At 68.5% G+C, this 21,437-nt stretch carries 18 protein-coding genes; 10 read left to right on the top strand and 8 right to left on the bottom strand.

From position 1 onward, the window contains the following. The first annotated feature begins 200 nt into the window (after nucleotides 1-200). The 8 genes from QF035_RS03575 (at nucleotide 201) to QF035_RS03540 (ending at nucleotide 8,979) form a co-directional block, all read left to right on the top strand. Nucleotides 201-1,445, top strand: coding sequence for a sugar ABC transporter substrate-binding protein (locus QF035_RS03575; RefSeq protein WP_307518067.1), 1,245 nt, complete (start codon nucleotides 201-203; stop codon nucleotides 1,443-1,445). Nucleotides 1,446-1,464: 19 nt separating this feature from the next. Continuing rightward, a complete protein-coding gene (locus QF035_RS03570; protein WP_307518066.1) occupies nucleotides 1,465-2,451 on the top strand; it encodes a carbohydrate ABC transporter permease in 987 nt (328 codons plus the stop codon). A gap of 80 nt (nucleotides 2,452-2,531) precedes the next feature. Continuing rightward, on the top strand, nucleotides 2,532-3,293 hold the full coding sequence (locus QF035_RS03565; RefSeq protein WP_373466922.1) for a carbohydrate ABC transporter permease: 762 nt from the start codon (nucleotides 2,532-2,534) through the stop codon (nucleotides 3,291-3,293). Nucleotides 3,294-3,403: 110 nt separating this feature from the next. Then, nucleotides 3,404-5,161 carry an amylo-alpha-1,6-glucosidase gene (locus QF035_RS03560; RefSeq protein WP_307518064.1) on the top strand — a complete coding sequence of 586 codons (1,758 nt, stop codon included), beginning with the start codon at nucleotides 3,404-3,406 and terminating at the stop codon, nucleotides 5,159-5,161. A gap of 132 nt (nucleotides 5,162-5,293) precedes the next feature. After that, complete coding sequence (locus QF035_RS03555) at nucleotides 5,294-5,716, top strand: hypothetical protein (RefSeq protein ID WP_307518063.1); 423 nt, start codon at nucleotides 5,294-5,296, stop codon at nucleotides 5,714-5,716. A gap of 194 nt (nucleotides 5,717-5,910) precedes the next feature. Beyond that, complete coding sequence (locus tag QF035_RS03550; RefSeq protein WP_307518062.1) at nucleotides 5,911-6,888, top strand: aldo/keto reductase; 978 nt, start codon at nucleotides 5,911-5,913, stop codon at nucleotides 6,886-6,888. A gap of 263 nt (nucleotides 6,889-7,151) precedes the next feature. Then, entirely contained in the window at nucleotides 7,152-8,066 is a 915-nt protein-coding gene (locus tag QF035_RS03545) for a hypothetical protein (RefSeq protein WP_307518061.1), read from the top strand. An 82-nt stretch (nucleotides 8,067-8,148) separates the two neighbouring features. Next, nucleotides 8,149-8,979, top strand: a complete 831-nt coding sequence (locus QF035_RS03540) for an alpha/beta fold hydrolase (protein WP_307518060.1) — start codon at nucleotides 8,149-8,151, stop codon at nucleotides 8,977-8,979. Nucleotides 8,980-9,032: 53 nt separating this feature from the next. Here the strand turns inward: QF035_RS03540 and QF035_RS03535 are convergent, their stop codons facing one another. The 6 genes from QF035_RS03535 to QF035_RS03510 all read right to left on the bottom strand — a co-directional run bounded on the left by QF035_RS03535 (nucleotide 9,033) and on the right by QF035_RS03510 (nucleotide 19,324). Continuing rightward, nucleotides 9,033-12,008 carry a glycoside hydrolase family 2 TIM barrel-domain containing protein gene (locus tag QF035_RS03535; protein ID WP_307518058.1) on the bottom strand — a complete coding sequence of 992 codons (2,976 nt, stop codon included), beginning with the start codon at nucleotides 12,006-12,008 and terminating at the stop codon, nucleotides 9,033-9,035. Nucleotides 12,009-12,076: 68 nt separating this feature from the next. Next, the gene (locus QF035_RS03530; RefSeq protein WP_307518057.1) at nucleotides 12,077-14,806 is read right to left on the bottom strand and encodes a glycoside hydrolase family 38 N-terminal domain-containing protein; all 2,730 of its coding nucleotides are present in this window, start codon (nucleotides 14,804-14,806) and stop codon (nucleotides 12,077-12,079) included. A 59-nt stretch (nucleotides 14,807-14,865) separates the two neighbouring features. Further along, nucleotides 14,866-15,672, bottom strand: a complete 807-nt coding sequence (locus tag QF035_RS03525) for a carbohydrate ABC transporter permease (RefSeq protein ID WP_107102414.1) — start codon at nucleotides 15,670-15,672, stop codon at nucleotides 14,866-14,868. 47 nt (nucleotides 15,673-15,719) lie between these two features. Beyond that, complete coding sequence (locus tag QF035_RS03520; protein WP_307518056.1) at nucleotides 15,720-16,676, bottom strand: carbohydrate ABC transporter permease; 957 nt, start codon at nucleotides 16,674-16,676, stop codon at nucleotides 15,720-15,722. 7 nt (nucleotides 16,677-16,683) lie between these two features. Then, nucleotides 16,684-18,018, bottom strand: coding sequence for an ABC transporter substrate-binding protein (locus tag QF035_RS03515; protein WP_307518054.1), 1,335 nt, complete (start codon nucleotides 18,016-18,018; stop codon nucleotides 16,684-16,686). Nucleotides 18,019-18,319: 301 nt separating this feature from the next. Further along, a complete protein-coding gene (locus QF035_RS03510) occupies nucleotides 18,320-19,324 on the bottom strand; it encodes a LacI family DNA-binding transcriptional regulator (RefSeq protein ID WP_307518052.1) in 1,005 nt (334 codons plus the stop codon). Nucleotides 19,325-19,502: 178 nt separating this feature from the next. Between QF035_RS03510 and QF035_RS03505 the strand changes: the two genes are divergently transcribed. Both QF035_RS03505 and QF035_RS03500 read left to right on the top strand, forming a co-directional pair. Next, nucleotides 19,503-19,688 carry a hypothetical protein gene (locus tag QF035_RS03505; protein WP_200393643.1) on the top strand — a complete coding sequence of 62 codons (186 nt, stop codon included), beginning with the start codon at nucleotides 19,503-19,505 and terminating at the stop codon, nucleotides 19,686-19,688. Beyond that, nucleotides 19,685-19,996 (top strand): hypothetical protein, encoded by a 312-nt coding sequence (locus tag QF035_RS03500; RefSeq protein WP_307518051.1) that lies wholly within the window; start codon nucleotides 19,685-19,687, stop codon nucleotides 19,994-19,996. Before QF035_RS03505 ends, QF035_RS03500 begins: the two co-directional genes overlap by 4 nt. 7 nt (nucleotides 19,997-20,003) lie before the next feature. Here the strand turns inward: QF035_RS03500 and QF035_RS03495 are convergent, their stop codons facing one another. After that, nucleotides 20,004-20,594, bottom strand: coding sequence for a cysteine dioxygenase family protein (locus tag QF035_RS03495; protein ID WP_307518050.1), 591 nt, complete (start codon nucleotides 20,592-20,594; stop codon nucleotides 20,004-20,006). A 92-nt stretch (nucleotides 20,595-20,686) separates the two neighbouring features. Next, nucleotides 20,687-21,346: a dihydrofolate reductase family protein gene (locus QF035_RS03490; protein WP_307518049.1), complete on the bottom strand. Its 660-nt coding sequence runs from the start codon at nucleotides 21,344-21,346 to the stop codon at nucleotides 20,687-20,689. Between the last annotated feature and the right edge of the window lie 91 nt (nucleotides 21,347-21,437).

The raw sequence follows: 21,437 nt of genomic DNA, 5'->3' as shown, positions 1-21,437 counted from the left end.
TCCGGACCTCGGCGCTTCTGCGAACGGCCGACCGCCGCCCCGCTCGTGCCCCTTCCCGTCTCCGATCCCTTCACCACCGGCGGCTGTAAAGCTCACCGCTCGATCTCGGCGAGCCCAATAGCCCTCGACGACCCCTCCCAGGGCACGCACGTGTGCCGATGCCACGGCACGCCTGTGCCAAAAACGATGAGGAACACGCCATGAACAGATCTGCCGGACGGCGTCTCACCGCCGCGGCCCTGACCGTCGTCGCCGTCACCGCCGGCGCCACCGCGTGCTCCTCGGGCGAAGGCGGTGGCTCCTCGAAGGCCGCGGACAGTGGCACGTACACCATCTGGGACCCGTACCCGCAGTTCGACAAGGGCTCGGCGTGGGCGAAGCTGCTCGACGACTGCGGCACCAAGGCCGGCGTGCAGGTCAAGCGGACGGCCTTCGACACCAGTGACCTGACCAACAAGGCACTCCTGGCGGCACAGCAGGACAACTCGGCGGACGTCCTCATCGTCGACAACCCGGTCGTGTCGACCCTCGCCGAGGCAGGGGTGCTCACGAGCACCGAGGACAACAAGCTGGACACCTCGGCCGTGGACCCCAACCTGCTCGCCGCGGGCCAGGCCGGCGGGAAGACGTACGGCACACCGATCGGCGCGAACACCCTGGCCCTCTACTACAACAAGGCGGTGCTGAAGAAGGCGGGAGTGGACATCGCCTCCGTCAGGGACTGGAAGACGCTGACCGCGGCCCTGGAGAAGGTCGACAAGGCGGGGGAGAAGGGCATCACCTTCTCCGCGATCGGGACCGAGGAGGGCAGCTTCCAGTTCCTGCCGTGGTTGTGGGGCTCGGGCGCGCAACTGACCGAGCTGGACTCGACCGAGGCCGTCTCGGCGCTCTCGCTGTGGAACGACTGGCTGAAGAAGGGCTACGCGCCCAACTCGGTCATCAGCAACACCCAGACCACCAGCTGGCAGGAGTTCGCGAGCGGCGACTACGCGTTCGCCGAGAACGGCACCTGGCAACTCGCCAACGCCGAGAAGGCCGGCTTCGACTACGGAGTCATCCCCGTCCCGGGCGCCAAGGGCGGCAACGCCGCGGCCCCGACGGGCGGTGAGTTCGTCACCATCCCGGTGCAGGGCGAGACCGGCCGCTACACCACCTCGCAGAAGCTCGTGTCCTGCCTCACCAGCGGCCAGAACCTCCTGGACACCGACACCACGCTGTCCTATGTCGCACCCACCGGCGAGGTCCAGGACAAGCAGGTGGCCGCCGACGCCAAGCTGAAGCCCTGGGTCGAGGCGGTCAAGGCGGCCAAGGGACGGACCAGCGACGACCTCGGCACCAAGTACCCGAAGATCTCGGAGCAGATGTGGAAGGCCGTCCAGTCAGCACTGAGCGGGTCCAAGTCGCCCAAGGACGCGCTGACGGCCGCTCAGTCCGCAGTCAAGTGACCGGAACACGGGCCCGCCGATGAAGCACACGACACAGCTGCCGGACCGCCGGCCTGTGCGCGACCGGACCGGGGCGGCGACCGTTGCCGCCCCGCCCCCGGCACGCACCACGGCCCGGCGCCGACCCAGCTCTCAGCAGTGGGCAGCCTGGGGATTCCTCGCCCCGGTGACCCTCTACCTCGCCCTCTTCTACGCCTATCCGCTCTACCGCAACATCGATCTGAGCCTGCGCAACTACACCGTCCGCTCCTTCGTCCAGGGCGACGCACCGTTCACCGGTCTGCAGAACTACCTGACCGTCTTCGACGACCCGACCTTCGCCCCCGCACTCCTGCACACCGTGGTGTTCACCGTCGTGTCACTGGTCTTCCAGTACGCCATCGGCCTGGCGCTCGCGGTCTTCTTCACCCAGCACTTCCGGCTCTCCGCGACCCTGCGCGCGCTGTTCCTGGTGCCCTGGCTGCTGCCCCTGATCGTGTCGGCCTCCACCTGGTCGTGGATGCTCAACAGCGACTCCGGCATCGTCAACGCCGCCCTGCACGCCGTCGGAATCGGCCCGGTGAACTGGCTGACCTCACCGGACTGGTCACTGACCTCGGTGATCCTCGCGAACGTCTGGATCGGCGTCCCGTTCAACCTGGTGGTCCTCTACAGCGGCCTGCAGTCCATCCCGGCCAGCCTGTACGAGGCGGCGGCCCTGGACGGCGCGAACGCCTGGCAGCGGTTCTGGCGCATCACTTTCCCGCTGCTGCGCCCGGTCTCCGCCATCACACTGCTGCTGGGTCTGGTCTACACACTCAAGGTCTTCGACATCATCTGGATCATGACCAAGGGCGGCCCGGCGGACTCGTCCACCACCTTCGCCACCTGGTCCTACCAACTCGGTTTCGGCAACCTGCTTCCCGCCTTCGGCCCAGGTGCCGCCGTCGGGAACCTGCTCGTCGTCGCCGCTCTGGTGTTCGGCCTGGTCTACATGCGCGTCCAGCGAAAGCAGGGACTGTCATGACAGGGGTTGTCGTGACCCGACGCAATCGACACAGGCGTACGTGGTGGAAGACCGCCATCGGCCTCGTACTGACCGCGATCATGCTCTTCCCGGTCTACTGGATGCTGAACGTGTCCTTCACCCGCGACCAGGACATGCGCAAGAGCCCGCCCGGCCTGTTCCCGACCGACGCCACCCTGGAGGGCTACCGGGCCGTCGTCGACCAGCAGTTGCCCTACCTCGGCACCAGCCTCGTCATCGGTCTGGGCACCGTCGTGCTGACCGTGGCACTGGCAGCCCCCGCCGGCTATGCGCTGGCCAAACTGCGCCCGCGCGGCGGCGGCCTGCTCAGCTTCGTCCTCCTGGCCGCCCAGATGATCCCCGGAATCATCATGGCGATGGGCTTCTACGCCATCTACCTCAGCCTCGGCCTCCTCCAGTCCGTGCCCGGCCTGATCGTCGCCGACTCCACGCTGGCCGTCCCCTTCGCCGTACTCATCTTCACCGCGTTCATGTCGGGTATCCCCGGTGAGCTGCTCCAGGCGGCGAAGACGGACGGGGCCGGAGCCGTGCGGACCTTCTGGTCCATCGTCATGCCGATGAGCCGCAACGCCGTCGTCACGGTGTCACTGTTCGCGTTCCTGTGGTCCTGGTCCGATTTCATCTTCGCCAGCACCCTCGCGAGCGGCGGCGCACACCAGCCGATCACCCTCGGCATCTACCAGTACATCGGCAACAACAACCAGGAGTGGAACGCCATCATGGCCACCGCCGTCGTGGCCTCACTGCCGGCCGCGGTCATCCTCGTCCTCGCCCAGCGTTACGTCGCCGCCGGCGTGACAGCCGGAGCCGTCAAGGACTGACACCGGGTGACCGTTCCGCCCCTCACACAGTCCCGGACCGGTGCGCGACCGCCGTCACCCCGCCCTGGCAGCCGCTGTCCACCTCTGCTCGAGAAACGAGTACCGCTCTCATGACCGCCGCCCCGTCCGGCCCGGCCTTCTCCGTCCACGACATACCGTTCAGCGCGCACGGTTCCTGGTTCGGTGTCTCTCCCGTGCTCGCGGAGAAGGCACGCGCCGAGGACCTCCACCTCGTCTCGCACCAGAACGGCATGCACGCCGTCCTGCGCTTCGTCCCCCTGGAGGCGGTGACGGGTGAGCGGGCGGAGACCGCCGTCGAGGCGACGCCGAGCCGGCTCAGCTGGACGGGCTCGGACGGGCGCATCGACCTCGCCTACGAGACACCGGACACCGTCCGCCTGCGCGGCGAAGGACTGAGCCTGCGCGTCACCGCGGCGGCGAAGAACCTGACCCCCTTCAGCGGGACCTACTTCTACCGCGACCCGGTGGACGGCACGCATGTGTTCACCTCGTACGAGACCGGGCGCCGCTACCGGATCACCGTGCTGTCCGGCACGGTTGCCGACGTGTCCGGCGCTCAGGCCCTGGGCAGCGGGGACCGCGGGCTCACGGTCACCGACGACGCCGACGGACAGTGGGAGATCGCGATCGAGGAACTCGACAGTGCGCGACGGCCCTACAAGTCGTCGTCGATGTTCGGCGAGGTCACGGAGGCCGCGCAGCGCTCGTTCGCCGAGTTCGCCGACACGGTCGCACCGTGGCGCTCGTCCGGTACCCCGGCCGCCGAACTGGCCGCCTACGTGGTGTGGTCCGCGACCGTACAGCCGGCGGGCCTGGTCACCCGGCCCGCCGTCCTGATGTCCAAGCACTGGATGGACAAGGTCTGGAGCTGGGACCACTGCTTCAACGCCCTTGCCCTGGCGCCCGGTTCGCCCGGACTCGCCTGGGACCAGTTCTCACTGCCCTTCGACCACCAGGACGACAGCGGCGCCCTGCCCGACTCCGTCACCCACTCCGAGGTCCTCTACAACTTCGTCAAACCTCCCATCCACGGCTGGACCCTGGGCCACCTGCGCCGACGGCTTCCCGAACCTCTCGGCCGGACCGAACTGGCCCACGCGTACGACAGACTGGCGCGCTGGACGGACTTCTGGCTCACCGCGCGGCGCGCATCCGGTGCCGCGCTGCCGCACTACCAGCACGGCAACGACAGCGGCTGGGACAACGCCACCACCTTCGATCCCGAACGCCTGATCATCACGGCCGATCTGGCCGCCTTCCTCATCCTCCAACTGCGCGAACTGGCCGACCTGGCCGCCGAACTGGACCGACCGGACGACGCCCGCCGCTGGACGCGTACGGCTGACACGACCCAGGCCGCGCTGTTCGACCAGCTCTGGACCGGCGAGCGATTCGTCGCCCGCGGAGTCCACAGCGACGACAGGTGGACCAGCTCCAGCCTGCTCGACCTGATGCCCGTCGTGCTGGGGGAGCACCTGCCCGAAAGCGTCAGCAGCGTGCTGGCCGCCCATATCGAAGCCCACCTGACTCCGTACGGTCTGGCCACCGAACTGCCCACCTCACCGCACTACCGTTCCGACGGCTACTGGCGCGGCCCGATCTGGGCTCCCGTGACGGTTCTCATCGAGGACGGCCTGCGCCGTGCCGGACACCAGGGCCTGGCGGACGAGATCAGCGCCCGATTCCGCGCCCTGTGCGAGACCTACGGCTTCGCGGAGAACTTCGACGCCCTGACCGGCACGGGCCTGCGCGACCGCGCGTACACCTGGACCGCCAGCAGCTACCTCCTCCTCGCCGAGGCCCACGAACTCCGCCGCGCCGAGACCGCCCGGGCAGTCGGCGGCTGAAAGCGCCGTGGGCGATGGCTTTCGTTCGGTAGCCGGTGTCGGGCCGGAGAACCCCATCGCGTCGCGTCGCGGGAATCACGAACAGGGACGGCAGGGATCGAACGGAACACGTATCCGCAGCGTCTGAGATGCATGAACGTACCGCGCCAAGCCGTCGTCGTGCTCCTGAGTGCCGGGCTGTTGCTGTCCGGCTGCTCGTCCTCGTCCCGCAACCCGGAGGACGAGGGGTACACCGGCCCCACCCTGCCCGCCCGCACCGTCGTGAAGGACAAGTGGCAGGAGGGGCCGGCCAAGCCCAAGCAGCACAAGCCGTATCCGTACGACATCTATACGCACTGCGGGATCAAGTGGGTGAACTTCGGCGGCCGTTGGTGGGTCCTCGACTCCGTGTTCCCCGGGCCCGAGCAGGTCAAGGGTGAGCCGCCCTCGCAGTACACCCAGAGGTTTGCCGGCTACATGACGCTGATCGGCCCGGACACCGCCAACTTCGACGCCGCTGGGATGCCCACGATGCAGTTCGTACCGGCCGAGGACGAGCCGCCGGGCTGCGCCTAGGCATCTGCCCAAGGGGGCCCTGCCAAGCCCCCGAACAGCGCTCCCCGGCTCAGCAGGGACTCCCTCGTGGCGGCCGAAGCGGGCAGGGTCGATGTTGGTCAGGGACAGGACCGACACGCACGAAGGCCCAACGCCGCCGCAGGAGGGGCCGAGCCTCGTCCGCAGGCAACCGAGAGATCCACGGAGCAGCAGCAATGAAGCACATCGAACTGGGGGACCTGGACGTTTCCCGCATCGGCCTGGGCACGATGGGCATGAGCGCCTTCTACACGGGCCACAGCGCGGACGACGCCGAGTCGATCCGTACCATCAACCGGGCGCTCGACCTGGGTGTCACCTTCATCGACACCGCCGAGGTCTACGGGCCGTTCACCAACGAGGAACTCGTCGGCCGGGCCGTCAAGGGTCGTCGTGACGAGGTCGTCGTGGCGACGAAGTTCGGGTTCATCTCCCACACGGGCCGCCCCGCCGGCTCCCTCGACAGCAGCCCCGCGAGCATCCGCACCGCGGTCGAGGGCTCCCTGAAGCGGCTGGGCACCGACTACATCGACCTGTACTACCAGCACCGGGTCGACCCGGACACGCCCATCGAGGACACCGTCGGCACCCTGGCCGAACTGGTCGCCGAGGGCAAGATCCGCCGCATCGGCCTCTCCGAGGCAGGCGCGCAGACGATCCGCCGCGCCCACGCGGTCCACCCGGTCACCGCCCTGCAGTCCGAGTACTCCCTGTGGACCCGTGACCCGGAGGAAGAGGTGCTGCCGGCGTTGCGCGAGCTGGGCATCGGCTTCGTGCCCTACTCCCCGCTGGGCCACGGATTCCTCACCGGCCGGATCCGCTCGACGGCCGACTTCGCCGAGGACGACTGGCGCAGGACCAACCCGCGGTTCATGGGCGAGAACCTCCAGCGCAACCTGCGCGTGGCCGACGAGGTCAAGGCCGTCGCCGACGAGGTCGGCGCGACCCCTGCGCAGGTGGCCCTCGCATGGCTGCTGGCCCAGGGCGACGACATCGCCCCGATCCCCGGCACCAAGCGTGTCCAGCGCGTCGAGGAGAACACTTCCGCCGACGGCATCGAGCTGAGCGCCGAGCAGATCGCCAAGCTCGACAATCTCACCCCCGCCTCGGGCGACAGCCACAACGAGGCGGGCATGCGACTCCTGGAACGCTGACTCCAGCCGCACCAAGGCAGGTTTGGGAGGTGCCCCGATCCACTGCCGGGTGATGTTCACGAGTTTCGTCAGTACCGCGGTTCCTGCCGGGGCAGCCTCGGGGTGAGGTACGCGCCTCTGACCGGAAACGACGTACGGAAGGAAGCGGTGTGGACTCGACAGGCCGCCGAATGGTCAGGCACCCCCGACCGCCTGGCGTGGACACCCTCCAATGCACCGCGCGGAGTGGCCTCGATGCCGTTCCGGATCCCCGTCATCGCGCCATGGTCGCCAGTGTCGTGGACTCCGGTCTCGTCGACGAGATGATCGCCCTCACCGAAGCCTTCGATCCACCCGTCGACCTCGCGCGGGCCCGCGCCCACGCGGACGTGCTCACCACCGAGTTCGCGCTGTTCGGCGTCACCGTCCCCGCCGCCACCACCTGCAACATCACGCTGATGCGCGCCCTCATGGTGCCCATCGTCGACGACGCGCTCGCCCTCGCACTGGATCGCATCTGGGTGTTCACCACCAACACGGATGACGTGTGCTGCCACGACCCCGCAGAGGCCGAAGCCATCCTGCGGGCGGGCGCGCTGCCCGAGCAAGGCGCGTCATCGCCGAACACCCGATACATCCGCCACATGTTCAACGAGGTCGCGCCCTTCTGCGATCCGACGTTCCTCGCCGTCTTCAAGACCTTCTTCTACAACGCGATCACCGGCGTCCTCATGGAGGCGGAGTTCACGCCGGAGGCGTCCGACGAGGTCGACAGTGACTTCGTCCGCGTGTTCAACGGCTTCTCCCAGTTCTGGTTCACCGCACTCCAGTTCACCGACCCCTGCTTGGGAGCCCAGCACAATCGGGCGTTCTGGTCGGCGGCGCTGAGCTCCTGTGTCGCGTTCCTCAACGACATCAACGACGTCCTGTCCTTCTACAAGGAGGCGGTGCACGGCGGGGACTTCCTCGCCGGCCGGATCTACCGCCGCTCGGTGAGCGAGAACATCCCCTACCTCACCGCCTACCGCCGAAGCCTCGACAGCGGCCTGGCCTCCTACCGCCGCGTCCTGGACCTCGCCACCGACGAGCAACGCCCGTACCTCGACCGGTACATGACCGCCTTCGCGTACTTCCACTTCCACTGCCGTCGCTACCGCTGGCACGACGTCTACCCCGGGCTGACCCCGATCGACATCTGATCCGGCGACCACCGCTTCGTCGCCGACGTCGTGGCACGATGAGTATCTGACGCCCAGTCAGATCATCGAGGTGGGGGCGATCATGGAGTCGGTGTCGGTCGGCGGGGTGCGGATCGCGTACGAGCGTTGTGGGGCCGGGCGGCCGGTGGTCCTGGTGGGGGGTACCGGCATGCCGCCGGTCGCATGGGAACTGTGCGGTCTGCGCGGCGCGTTGGCCGACGCGGGCTTCGAGGTGGTGACCTATGCCGCGCGCGGTGTGGCACCTTCCGACGCACCGCCCGCCCCGTACACGGTCGAGGCCCTCGCCGCGGACCTGGCCGGCCTGCTGGACGCACTGCAACTGACCGCTGTCACGGTCATCGGCTACTCGCTCGGCAGCTTCACCACCGAACTTCTGGCCCGTACCCGCCCGGATCTGGTGCGCGCGGCAGTGCTCCTGGCCGGCGCCGGGCCCCTGACAGCAGTGCTGGACGCCTTCCTGCAGACAGGGACCGAACTGGCCTCGGCCACCGGCCATGTGCCTCGGGCGTTCACGAAACTGCAGACCCTGCTGACCTCACTGCCACCGGAGGTACTGCGCGACGACGAGGAACAGGTGCGCACCTGGCTGGAGTTGCTCGACGCCCAGGAATCGGTGTGGTCATCGCCAGAGGGAGCGACCGGCCAGTGGGCCGCCTCCGGCCGGTGGGTGCGGGACGGGCACCGCATGTCGGCCCTCGTGGACATCCATCAGCCGGTACTGGTCGCGGCGTTCGAGCACGACCTGTACTTCCCGGTGCGGTCCGGAAAAGCCACGGTCGAGGCGCTTCCCCGGGGAGAGTTCGTTGCGATATCCGGGGGCGCTCACGCGGGTCTGCTGACCCATCCGAAGGAGACCACCGAGGCGCTCCTCGGCTTCCTCGCCCGCACCTGAACACTCTGCGGTCGGGCGCGACGCCTCAGGCGCCGCGCCCGGATTCCGGCTTCCTATCCCTCCGCGATACGCAGCCTGATCGTGCGCGACTCGGGCCGAAGCGCGAACTCGGGCCAGACATCAGGTCCGCACGTCCGGGAGCCGAGACCGTGCTGGGCCGCGTCGACGATCAGGTGGCTCGTCGTCGAGTCGCCGAGCTCGAAGGGGTGCCCGGCTCGGGCGATCTGCTGGGGGGTGTGGCGGCTGAGGGTGAAGCCGGGGCGACGCCCTCGGGTGTCGGGCAGGGCCTCGATGCGCAGCACCTCGGTGGAGCCGCTCGTCAGCGTCAGCCGGCGCAGTTCGGAGCGGTGCCCGGTCTCCTGGGGACGTGCGTAGTCCACCGAGAGGTCGTGGACCGTGGCGGAGAAGAGACCCGTGCGGGCCGCGCGGAGACTGTCGGGGTAGGTCTCCAGCGGGCCCAGGCCGAACCACTGGGCCCCGTCGACGGGAGCCGCGCCGTCGGGCAGTTCGAAGCGGACCCCGATCCGGGGCCACACTGTCTGCCAGCCGCGCGAGGGCTCGATCTCCACACGCAGTTCCAGCTCGCCGTCCACCAGCGACCAGACGGACTCCACCATCACGCTCAGTGCGGAGTCCGCCGCGGAGACCTTGTCGAGGGTGCGCAGCGCGTCCGCGGTGTGCTCCACGGAGACGCGCCGGGTGGTCAACCGGTCGAGGCCGTCACGACGCCACAGATCGGCGCTGGACACCCCGGCGATGCTGTTGTCGCTCTCCTCGATCCCGTCGGACGGGCTTTCGTCGTTGTCGGTCGGAGCGCGGAACAGCTCCAGCCGAGGGCCGGTCACAGCGCGGCCGGCGAGGCCGACGAGGGATCCACCGGCGAACTCGGCGATTCCGAGCGACAGGCTTCCGTCGCCCGGTCGCCAATCGGCCTGTGGCCGGACCGCGGGCACGGGACGCCGTGTCGAGCAGTCCAGTTGGGCCGTTGCGATCACATGTCCTTCAGGTGCCCAGGGAGTTGGTGCCGCCAGCGTCGCGTCGATCGTGAGCCACGTCTCGGCGTCGGGGGCGACGGTGATCGGGGGCAGTGACGCCCGCTGCGACTCGCCCGCCGCGACGACGGGGATCTCCAAGTCCCCCGAGGCGGCGGGGAGTCCGTCGTGCTCGACACGCCAACGGAAGCGCAGGTCGGACGTGTCGGCCGAATGCCGCAGGTTCGTGACCGCGACCTTCTCGCCGTCGAAGACGAACTCGACCGGCTGCACGACCGTCTTGTACTCGTGGAGGCTGGGGGTCGGGACGTCGTTGCTCAACAGCATGCCGTCCATCACGAAGTTGCCGTCGTGCACGACCTCTCCGAAGTCGCCGCCGTAGGCGTAGTACGGCGTCCCGTCCGGGGCCGTGGCGAGGATGCCGTGATCGCGCCACTCCCATACGAAGCCGCCGTGGAGCCGCGGATACTGCCGCACGAGTGCCTCGTACTGGTCGAACGCGCCCGGCCCGTTGCCCATCGCGTGGGCGTACTCGCACAGCAGGAACGGCTTGGTGCGCTGCCTGGCGCTCTGGGCGGGAGTGCAGTTCAGCAGTGCCGAGCGTGTGCCGTCGGCTCCGATCTGCTCGGTCTGAGGCACCGACGCGTACATGCGCGAGTAGATGTCGGTGTACTCGCCGGTGTAGTCGCCTTCGTAGTGGACAGGGCGTCCGGTGTCGCGGGCGTGGACCCACGCCGACATGGCGGCCAGGTTGTCGCCGGTCCCCGATTCGTTGCCGAGCGACCAGATCACGATGCTGGGATGGTTCTTGTCCCGCTCGACGGTGCGCCGGATGCGGTCCAGAAAGGCCTCGCGCCACGCCGGGTCGTCACTCGGATTGCCGACCCAGTCGAGCTTCTCGAAGCCGTGCGTCTCCAGATCGCATTCGAGGACCACCCAGAAGCCGAGTTCGTCGGCCAGGTCGAGCAGCCGGGGATGCGGTGGGTAGTGGCTGGTGCGGATGGCGTTGACGTTGAACCGCTTCATGCGGGCCAGGTCCTCGCGGGCGTGCTCCTCGTCGAAGACGCGGCCACGCTCGGGATGCGTCTCATGACGGTTCACTCCGTGGAAGACGACACGGCTGCCGTTGACCAGGAACTGGTCGCCGCGGATCTCGACCGTGCGGAAACCCACCCGCAGCGCGATGCTCTCCGCGGCCGTGGACACGGTGGCCTCGTACAGGCGGGGCCGCTCCGCCGACCAGGGTTCCACGCCGGTGACGTCGAGGGGGGCCACGTCGGAAGGCGTGGCCCAGACGTGCTCGACGCCGAGTTCAGCGATGCGCAGCGTCACGGGGAACGCTGCCGCGTCGGCGGTGATCTCCGCTTCGACGCGGCCGCGCCCGTGGTCGAAGCCGGTCCGCAGCCAGACGTCCTCGATGCCTCCGGCGGGCCGGGCGATCAGGGTGACGTCGCGGAAGATGCCCGGCAGCCACCACTGGTCCTGGTCCTCGACGTAGCTGGCCGCCGACCACTGGTGGACCCGTACGGCGACGACGTTGTCGCCCGTGCGCACCGCGGAGGTCACGTCGAATTCGTGGGCGAGCCGGCTACCGCTCGCGCTGCCGATCTCGACGCCGTTGACCCACACCAGGAACAGCGACTCGACACCGTCGAAGCGCAACACCACGCGTTCGGCGGCCGACCAGTCGGCGGGGACATCGAAGTGGCGGCGGTAGTCGCCGGTCGGGTTCTCGTCCGGGACATGGGGCGGGTCGATCGGGAAGGGGAACTGGATGTTCGTGTAGATCGGCCGGCCGTAGGCTCCGTCACCCTCCAGCACCCAGTGGGAGGGCACGGGGATGCTGTCCCAGCCTTCGTCGGCGAAGCCGTCGGCCGTGAAGTCCTCCGTCACCGACGCCGTGGGGGACAGCCGGAACCGCCAGGGTCCGTTCAGTGAACGCGAGGGCGCGTCGGAGTGCAGCCACGAGCGCGCCGGGCGCAGTGCGCCACGGCCTGGCGCGATGTCCGAAACATGGGGGGAGAGCTCGCTGGGCAAGAGGTCACAACTCTTTCTATGTGTCACGTACGACTGGGTGTCACGTACGACGCTGATACGACGGGGCGCTACCGGAGTACGACCGTGCGGATCTCCCATGGACCGAGGGCCAGTTCGAGTTCGTCCGGGGCCTGGGTGCGGGAGATCGGTCGGCCGAGCAGGTCCACCGTGGTGGCCTCGGAGAACGTGCCCGTCACGCGGACGGTGGACGCGCTGTCGTTCATCGCGGCCAGCCGCACCTCGGTGCCGTCCCCGGACTCGTCGTCGGTGACGCGGCGGATGCCGGACACGAGGACGTCCTGGCCGTCGACGTGCAACCCGGCCGTGTCGGGCGGCAGTTGGGACCCGGCGGGTGCTGTTCCGCGCGTGACGAGCACGTCGTTGCGGAACTCCTCGGCGAGAGCGACCGCGTTCGCCCCGCGCCAGCCGGTCGCCGAGGGGACGACGGCGAAGCGGTTCTCGATGCGCATGCCGAGGTCCTGCGCACCCGGCGCGGGGATCTCGATCGCCGCGGGTTCGTCGCGGAGAGGATGGATGTTGACGCTGATCGAGCCGATCGCGCGCAGCAGGGTGAGGGCGAGTTCGGTGCCGTCGCCCACGAGTTCGTACTCGGTGGAGTGGTCGAGCAGGACACTGGCGGCGCCGGCCGACACGAACGTACTGGCCGGGAAGGTCGGCAGCGGGTACTCGCCCCAGCCGCCCTCGGCGGTGAGACCGCGCTCGGTGACGGCGAACTGTCCGGCGGACGAGGACGTGGCCACCGGCTCGGGCAGCGGCACGTGGAAGCGCAGCCGGTGGTCCGCGGACTGGTTCAGGAACGAGGTCGAGACCCGTACGTACGGTTCACCGGCACGTACTTCCACGAGCGTCTCCACCGGAGTCGGCACGATCCGTTCGTCGCGCAGATCGCGGTCCGAGGAGAGCGCGGCGGGCCACGCGTAGACGCGGGTGACTCGCAGCCGAGACCTCAGCGGGCCGTCCTCGAGAAGGTCGACGGTGATCTCCGTCGGGTCCGAGACGAGGATGTCGTGCGCCGGGGGAGCGTAGTTGTAACTGTCGCCGCGGTCACCGCCGTCGACGAGCCGGCCGACGCCGTTCAGTACGGTCCCGTCGGAGCCGGTGATGTCCAGCGTGCCGTCGGTGGCGACCGATACCTCGACCAGGCCGTTGGAGAGGGTGCGGTCCGCCGCTGTCGCGGGCTCGTCCGAAGTCGGCGCGGGAGCGGTGTCCTCGCGCGGCTCGACCCGGAAGGCGGTCAGCCCCGAGGCGGGGACCTGCACGGGTACGAGGGCGGTGGCCCGGGCTTCTTCCACCGTCAGCACCCGCCACTCACCGGGATACTCGGCGGCTGCGGCGGCGACCTCCTGGCGCAGGATCAGCAGGTCGAAGCGCCCGGTGGTGGGGACCTCGGCGAGGTGGAAGACGAGCTGGCCGGGGGAGAGTTCGTAGCGGTCGATGAGTCGGCCGAACAGTTCGCGGCGGTGGATACGGCGCAGCACGCGTTCGAGCTGTGAGGCGTCCATGCGCTCGTCGCTGAGGACCGTCGGTGCCTCGGCGATCAGCTGTACGGGGTGCACCGAGCCGTGGGTGGCGATCGCGGCCAGCCCCGTTCCCGCCGGCGGGGCGGCGACATCCACCTCGACCAGCGCCGTACGCCCGAACGGCAGCGGGTTGGCGACCAGGTAGCCGTCACTCGGCACCAGGGCGGCGGGTTCGGCGAGTGCCGCGTCCCGCACGGCGCGCGCGGTCTGCGCGGCCTCCGCGAGGCGTGCGGCGACCTGGTCGCAGGTCTCGTCGGTGCCGGAGCCGACGACCGAGTCGTGCGCCGTCGACTCGATGATCTTGTGCCAGGCGAGGGAGAGGAACGGTGAGTCGTCGCGCCGGGACCACAGCGCGTTCATGCGCTCGGCGTGGTCGATCGTGCGCTCGGCGAGCGCCATCCGCTGCTTGAGCCCGAGCCGCACGGAGAGCACGCCCGGCAGGATGTTGCCGCGCACATGGCTGCGCAGCTCCCCGGTGACGACGGCGGACACCTCGTCGCGCACATGCTTGCGCAGGTACTCGTCGAGGGTCGCGATGGTGATGGCCCTTCCTTCGCCGGACGCCTGCCGCAGCCAGGCCGCCAGGTGGGGGTCGGGCGCGTTGTGGTCGGTGCCCGCCATCGCCAGTACCGGATCACCGCCCCACCGCTCGGCCGTCATCTCGGCGTACTCGCCCAGCGCACGGCCGATCTGGTCGGGCACCAGCAGGACGTCGAGCCCGTTGTCGTAGCCGTCGAAGAGGAACTCGGTGCGCACCTCGGAGCCGTCGGGCGCGCGCCAGCGGAAGGCGTGCCCCTCGACGGAGCCCGGCACACCGCGCCACAGTGCCGCGTGCTCGATGCCGGCGCGCGCGAGGATCTGCGGCATCTGCGCGACGTGGCCGAACATGTCCGGCAGATAGCCGATGGGCATCGCGCCGCCGAGGTCCGCCGCGGCCGCCCACCCCATCTGCAGGTTGCGGACGATGGTCTCGCCGGAGCAGAGGAATTCGTCGAGCAGGATGAGCCACGGCCCGATGGCGATCCGCCCCTCGGTCACCAGGGCCACGACCCGGTCGCGGTTCTCCGGCCGCATCTCCAGGTAGTCCTCGATCGCGGCCATCTGCCCGTCGACGGTGAACCGGAAGTCGGGGTTGGCCTCGGCCGTCTCCAGCACGGTGTCGAGGGCGGTCACCAGCCGGTGCCGGAAGACCTGGAAGGGCTCGTACCACTCCCGGTCCCAGTGGAAGTGGGGCACGAAGACGGCGGGGTTGCGCATGGCGGGAGGAACCTTCTGTGCTGGCGGGGCGTACGGAGACGGACGGCGGGCGTGGGCGGTCACTTGAGGGAGCCGGCGGCGAGTCCGGTGCGCCAGAACCGCTGGAGGACGATGAACAGGATGATCACGGGCACGATCGACACCAGCGAGCCCATGATCACGGACTCCTGGAGGAGCGGGGTGCGGGCGGTCTGCCCGTTCCAGGTGAAGAGGCCGAGCGTGATCGGGAAGAGCTCCTCCTTCTGGAGCATCACCATCGGGAGGAAGAAGTTGTTCCAGATGCCGACGAACTGGAACAGGAAGATGGTCACCAGCGCCGGCGACATCAGCTTGAACGACACCGAGAAGAACGTCCGGAACTCGCCGGCACCGTCGAGGCGCGCGGACTCGATGAGTTCCTGCGGCACGGCGGCGTTGGCGAAGATCCTCGCGAGATAGACGCCGAACGGGCTGACGATGCTGGGCAGGAAGACCGCGAAGTAGGTGTTGACGAGTCCGACCTCGGAGAACAGCAGGAACAGCGGCAGCGCCAGCGCGGTGCTGGGGACCAGCACGCCGCCGAGAATCACCGAGAACAGGAACTCCCGGCCGCGGAAGCGGAACTTGGCGAGCGCGTAGCCGCACAGCGCCGAGATCAGGGTGCCCACGGCCGCGCCCAGCACCGCGTAGACGACCGTGTTGAGGATCCATCGGGCGAAGATGCCGTCGTTGAAGGTGAACAGGGTGTGCAGGTTGTCGAACAGCTGGAAGTTCGAGAACGTCAGGCCGCTGGTGGAGGCGAGATCGCCCTGCGGTTTGGTCGCCGCGACGATCAGGAAGTACAGCGGCAGCATGAAGTAGATCGCCAGCACGAGCATCAGAGCCATGACGGCCGTACGACTCACGCGGCTTTCCTGCGAAGGGGGTCGATTGCTCACAGTCCCGCCCTCTTGGAGGTCAGTCGCATGAACCCGAAGCTCAAGACGAACGTGATGACGGCGATGACCACCGAAATGGCGGCGGCCTGCTGGTAGTTGTTCCCGACGGCCACGGTGTACGCGAGCATGTTCGGGGTGAACGTGCTGGAGATGTTCGAGGAGATCTGGCGCAGCACGGCCGGCTCGGAGTAGAGCTGGAGTGTGCCGATGATCGAGAACACCGTGGTCATGACGATGGACGGTGCGATGATCGGGACCTTGATGCGCCAGGCGATGGCCCAGTCGCTCGCCCCGTCGATCCTCGCGGCCTCGTAGAGTTCCTGCGGGATGGACTGCAGCGCCGAGAACATGATCAGCATGTTGTAGCCGGTCCACAGCCAGGTCGAGACGTTCGCCGCCGACCACAGCACGGCACCCGGGCCGAGGAAGTCAGGCTTCAGACCGATGCCATTCAACAGGTCGACGACCGGGCTCAGTTGGGGCGAGTAGAGATACGACCACATGATCGCGGCGATGACGCCGGGCACCGCGTACGGCATGAACGCGGCGGTGCGGAAGAACCCCTTGAGCTTCAGCAGCTGGGTGTCGAGGAGCAGTGCCATGATCAGCGCGGTGAACAGCATCACGGGCACCTGCACGATGCCGAACAGGCCGATACGGCCGATGCTGGCCCAGAACTCGTCGTTCTGGAACACCTCGACGTACTGCTCGAAACCGCCGAACGTCGTGTACGAGGTGCCGTACTGCCCGCCGGAGCGGCGTACCACCCGGAAGCTCTGCCAGAGCGCGTAGCCGATGGGCACCAGGTAGAAGAGGACGAACGGCAGGAAGAAGGGCGTCAGGAACGCGACGATGGTGCCGGCCCGGGGGCCGCCGCCGTCCAGACGCGGACGGCAGCGGCCCCGGGGCGGTGGTGACACCGCGTCGGTGGGGCGGGTGGCGATGTCGGTCATTCCGCGGTCACTTGCCCGCCGTGGCCGGGATCGCCAGGTCGTCCATCGACTTCAGCGCGGAGGCCTGGGCAGCCGCGAGCGCGCCGGTCAGCTTGCCGTCACCGGCCACCGCCTTGGCCATCGCGTCCTGCAGTGCCAGGTTCACCGTCTTCTGGGTGGGGCCCCAGCTGAAGTCGGTGTCGACCTTCTTGGACGACTCGGCGAAGACGTCGAAGATCTTCTCGTTGTTGTAGTACGGCACACCCTTGGTCAGCGCCGGGAGCTTCAGCCCGTCGGTGGACGCCGGGTACAGGCCGCCCACCTCGTTCGCCAGCGCGAGCGCCGCGGGGTCGGTGTTGAGCCACGTGTTGAACTCGGCCGCCTCGTAGAGGTGCTTGCCGCCCTTCATGAACGCGACGGTGGAGCCGCCCCAGTCACCGGAGTTGCCACCCGCACCCCAGGTCGGCATTGGGACGATCGACCACTTGCCGGCCTGGTCGGGCAGGTTGTCACGGATGCCCGTGTAGCCCCAGGCCGCCCCGAGCTGGGTGGCCATCTGGTCGTTCTGGTAGGCGGCGAACATCTGCGTCGACCCGTTGGCGAGGTCGGTGCGCACGAGCTTGTCGTCGATCAGCTTCTGCCAGTACTCGGCGACCCGCTTGCTCTTGTCCGAGTCGACGGTGACGTGCCACTTGTCGTCGGAGTAGCTGTACATGTTCGCGTTGTTCTGCCAGAGGAGCCCGTTGAACCATTCGGCGTTGTTCGGGTCGAAGAACGTCATGGTGAGCTTCGGGTTCGCCTTGTGCAGCTTCTCCGCGGCGGTGGTGTACTCGTCCCAGGTCGTCGGAATCGGGACGTCGTACTTCTTGAAGATGTCGGTGCGTACGTACATGGCCATCGGGCCCGTGTCCTGCGGAAGGGCGTACACCCCTTCGCCGCCGAAACCGGCCTGGGACCAGGTCCACGGAACGAACTTCGACTCGGTGCCGGCGGCCGTCTTGCAGGCCGAGGCGTCCACGAAGGCGTCCTGGGAGCGCAGGGTGGGCAGCTGGTCGTAGCCGACCTGGGCGAGGTCCGGGGCCTTACCGGCCTTCAGGGCGTTGCCGATCGCGCCGTACTGGTCGTTGGAGATGTTCTTCGACTCGACCTGGATGTCGGGGTGGTCCCTGTTCCACAGGTCGACGACCTTGTCCATGCCGTTGACGGTGTTCCAGTACTGGAGTGTGACCTTGCCCTTCGAGGGCTCACAGGAGGCTGCGGACGACTCGCCCGACGAGTCGGACGACGAGCATCCGGCGAGTACGAGGACGCCGGCTGCCGCGGTGACGACGGCGAGGCGGATGCGCGTGACTGTGTTGCTCATATTTTCCGTTCCAGACAACGGCTAGCGACGGTGCTAGGCGGCTCGATGCTGATCCCTCGGGCGGAACGCCCTCTGGGTGGAAGGGACAGGACGCAACGGTGTCGGTTCAGGCGCCGAGCGCCGTGGCGAAGGGGTGAAAACATTGGTTATGGATACTTGTGAGCGGTCCCGTGAGCGCTCACGGGACCGCTCACGGAGATTCTCAGAGGTACTTCGCGAGATGCGATGCGAAGTGCTCGGAAGTCTGCGCTTCGGCGCGGTTCAATGTCAAGACATTCGATGCGGATGGGTTTCCGGCGGGTTACGCCGACCCGCTCGGCCGCAGCTCGGCATGCACGACCAGGTCCTCGACCGCGAGCGTCCGCGGGTCCGACAGCAGCCGTGCGACCTGCTCGATGGCGAGCACGCCGAGCTGCCGCGTGTCGAGCGCGACGCTGGTGAGCGGGGGCTCCATGAGCGCCCCGAGCTGAAGACCGTCGAAGCCGATGACCGCCAGGTCCTGCGGAACGCTCCTGCCGAGTCGGCGGGCTTCCCGCAGAGCGCCGATCGCGATGATGTCGTTGAACGTGAAGACCGCGGTGACATCGGGATGAGCGGTGAGCAACTCCCTGAGCGCCGAGCCGCCTCCGTCGGCTGTCTGGTCCGCACCGACCACCATGCCGCCGTCGATCCCGTGCGCAGCCGCGGCCGCCGTGAACCACGTGTGCCGGATGCTCGGCTCGGCCCGGGCCTGGTGGTCGATCATGCCGATCCGTGTGTGCCCCTTCGCGACCAGGTGCGTAACCGCGGCGTGGACCCCCTCCCGACCGTCGATCCGGATCGAGGTGAACCGCGTGGACCTGCCCTCGCGACCGATGAGCACGACCGGCATGCCCCGGGTGAACGACTCGAGTTCGCTGTCGGAGCAGCTGAAGTAGCCGATGACCGCGTCGACCTGCGAACTGATCACCTGAAGCGTGCCGAGTTCCTCTTCCGCCCGGTCGGCGGTGTCGTACACGACGACATGCCAGCCATGGGTCCGGGCGGCCTCCAGGGCGGAGGCCGCGACCTCGGTGAAGTACGGGTTGAGCAGATCGGGGATGACCAGCCCGATGGTCATGGTGTCCTGGCGGACCAGGCCCCGGGCGAACCGGCTCGGCCGGTATCCGAGTGCGCGAGCCGCGTCCAGCACGCGCTGTTTGGTATCGCTGTCGATCTCGTCCTTGTCGTTGAGCGCCCGCGACACGGTCTGCCTGGACACCCCCGCGGACTTGGCGACGTCGTTGATCGTGACCTTCCGGGACTCCGACCCCGATGCCGACACCATCGCCCACCTCCTCCTTCTCGCGAACGCCGGTGCGCGCGCAAAGCCTGAGTATGCACGTACGGGGCTTCGGCGCGACGCCAGGCCGAGGACGAGGCGGCCGACCCCGGTCGAGCCTTCCGGGGACCGGCATCGGGAGAAGGGGTGCGGTGATGGCAGTCGTGGCACTAGATTTGGTGGCATGACTGCCATCACCGTTCGGATTCCGGACTCCATGGACAAGCCGTTGCGCGATGCCGCGGCCGGCGCTGCTTCGCTGAACGAGTACATCGTCAAGGCCGTGCGCCGTCAGATGACCCTCGATGCCGCCGGCCGGCTCGCCACCCTGGAGCGCCTCGACCTCGATGGTGAGGGCGACGCTCTGTGACGATCCGCAAGGGCGATGTGTGGGACGTCGACACCGGCAAGGGCAACCGGACCGTGCTGATCGCCAGCCTCGACGGGCTTGCCGACCGGTACGGGGCCGTGGTCGCCCTGGTGCTGCACGCCCCCGCGGCTCATCCCGATACGGCGATGAGCGTACGCCTGGCGACTCCGGTCGACGCCTCGGTCGTGGCCGTCAACCTGCTCCAGCTCTCCGCGGTCCGCTTCGAGACAGGCACCTGCCTCGGCAACATCGGCCCCGTGCAGCAGGCCCTGGTCGACGACGCGCTCCGGGCGGTGCTCGACCTGTAGCCCGTTTTCAGCTCGATGCCGTCGCTCGGGACACGTCCTCGGCGCTGTCCCAGCCGGAGACGAACCAGTCGGCTTCGCCGGTGGCGGGATCGTACGAACGCCGCCTGATCGTGCCGATGTTGCCGCCGTAGACGTGGATTCCGACGGTGGGTTCGCTGCCGACCGCTGTAACGGCGTGGACATCGTCGTCGGTGGTGCAGCAGACGGTCACCTGCCCCGGCAGCCACTGCGTTTCACCTGCCGGCGTCAGTGGCGCGTTCATCGTCGACGCCGTCGGCTTGAGGTATCGGACCTCGTGCTCGACGCCCGCGTAGATGCCGGCGACGCCCCATGTCTCGTGCGAATGCACCTTGGTCTGCTGGCCCATGTCCCAGACCACGGATGCCAGCGACCAGCTTTCGTCAGGAGCGATGTAGAGCGGATACGTCAGGTGACGCTCGGGCGAGGACCGCGTGGCTTCCGACGGAAGCCGGTAGCCGTCGGCCAGCAGAGCGGACAGCCGCTCGGCGACCCGCGCCGTGATCTCGTGCTCGTCGTCGGTGCTGCGCACCACGAGTCCCACGTCGTCGATGAAGGTCTTCAGGCGATCGAGCTGCATGGTGCTCTCCTCTGCAGAGTGCCTTCAGGTGAACTTCTCTGCCCGCGTGCGGGTGTGCGGCTGGGTGTGCCGGCCCAAGATCGCTGAGCCGGTCATGAAGGAGCGCCGGGCAGGATCCGGTACTTGAGGTGGGTGACGCCGGGTGCCTCGACGGCCCGGATCTGTTCGAGTCGCACATCCGCGTCGCCGAGGTTGTCGAGGAGGCGGGAGCCGCCACCGAGCAACACCGGAACGACGTGCAGTTCGAGCTCGTCCAGCAGTCCCGCCGCCAGATACTGCTGCGCGACCTGGCCGCCGCCCCACAACATGACGTCCTTGCCGTCGGCGGCCTTCTTCGCCTGCTCCAGCGCGGACTCGATTCCGTCGGTGACGAAGTGGAACGTGGTCCCACCCTCCATCTCCACCGGATTGCGCGGGTGATGGGTCACGACGAACACCGGGTATTGGTAGGGCGGGTTGTCGCCCCACCAGCCGGTCCACTGCTCGTCGCCCCATGCGCCCCCGCCGATGGGGCCGAACATGTTCCTGCCCATCACGGCGGCGCCGATGTTCGCGATCGCCTCCTCGAACACCGGTGTGCTCGCGTTCACCTCGCCGTCCTGCACGTCGTGGGCCTGGCGGAAGGCGGCCAGCGGAACCACCCAGTCGTGGAGTCCCTCGCCACCCTCACCGAGCGGGTTCTCCTCGCTCTGGTTCGGGCCGGCGACGAAACCGTCCAGCGAGATCGAGATGTGACACCTGAGCTTGCTCATCGTGCCTCCTCAGTGGGCTAGGCGCCGCCCTCGGCGCCCTCACCAACGAGCATGGACCGATACACAGATGACGTCTAATGCCAGTCCTTCG

This window comes from Streptomyces umbrinus (assembly GCF_030817415.1).
GTDB classification, from domain to species: Bacteria; Actinomycetota; Actinomycetes; order Streptomycetales; family Streptomycetaceae; genus Streptomyces; species Streptomyces umbrinus_A.
Note: the sequence above shows the minus strand (reverse complement) of the source record. Positions and strands in the feature narration are given on the sequence as shown.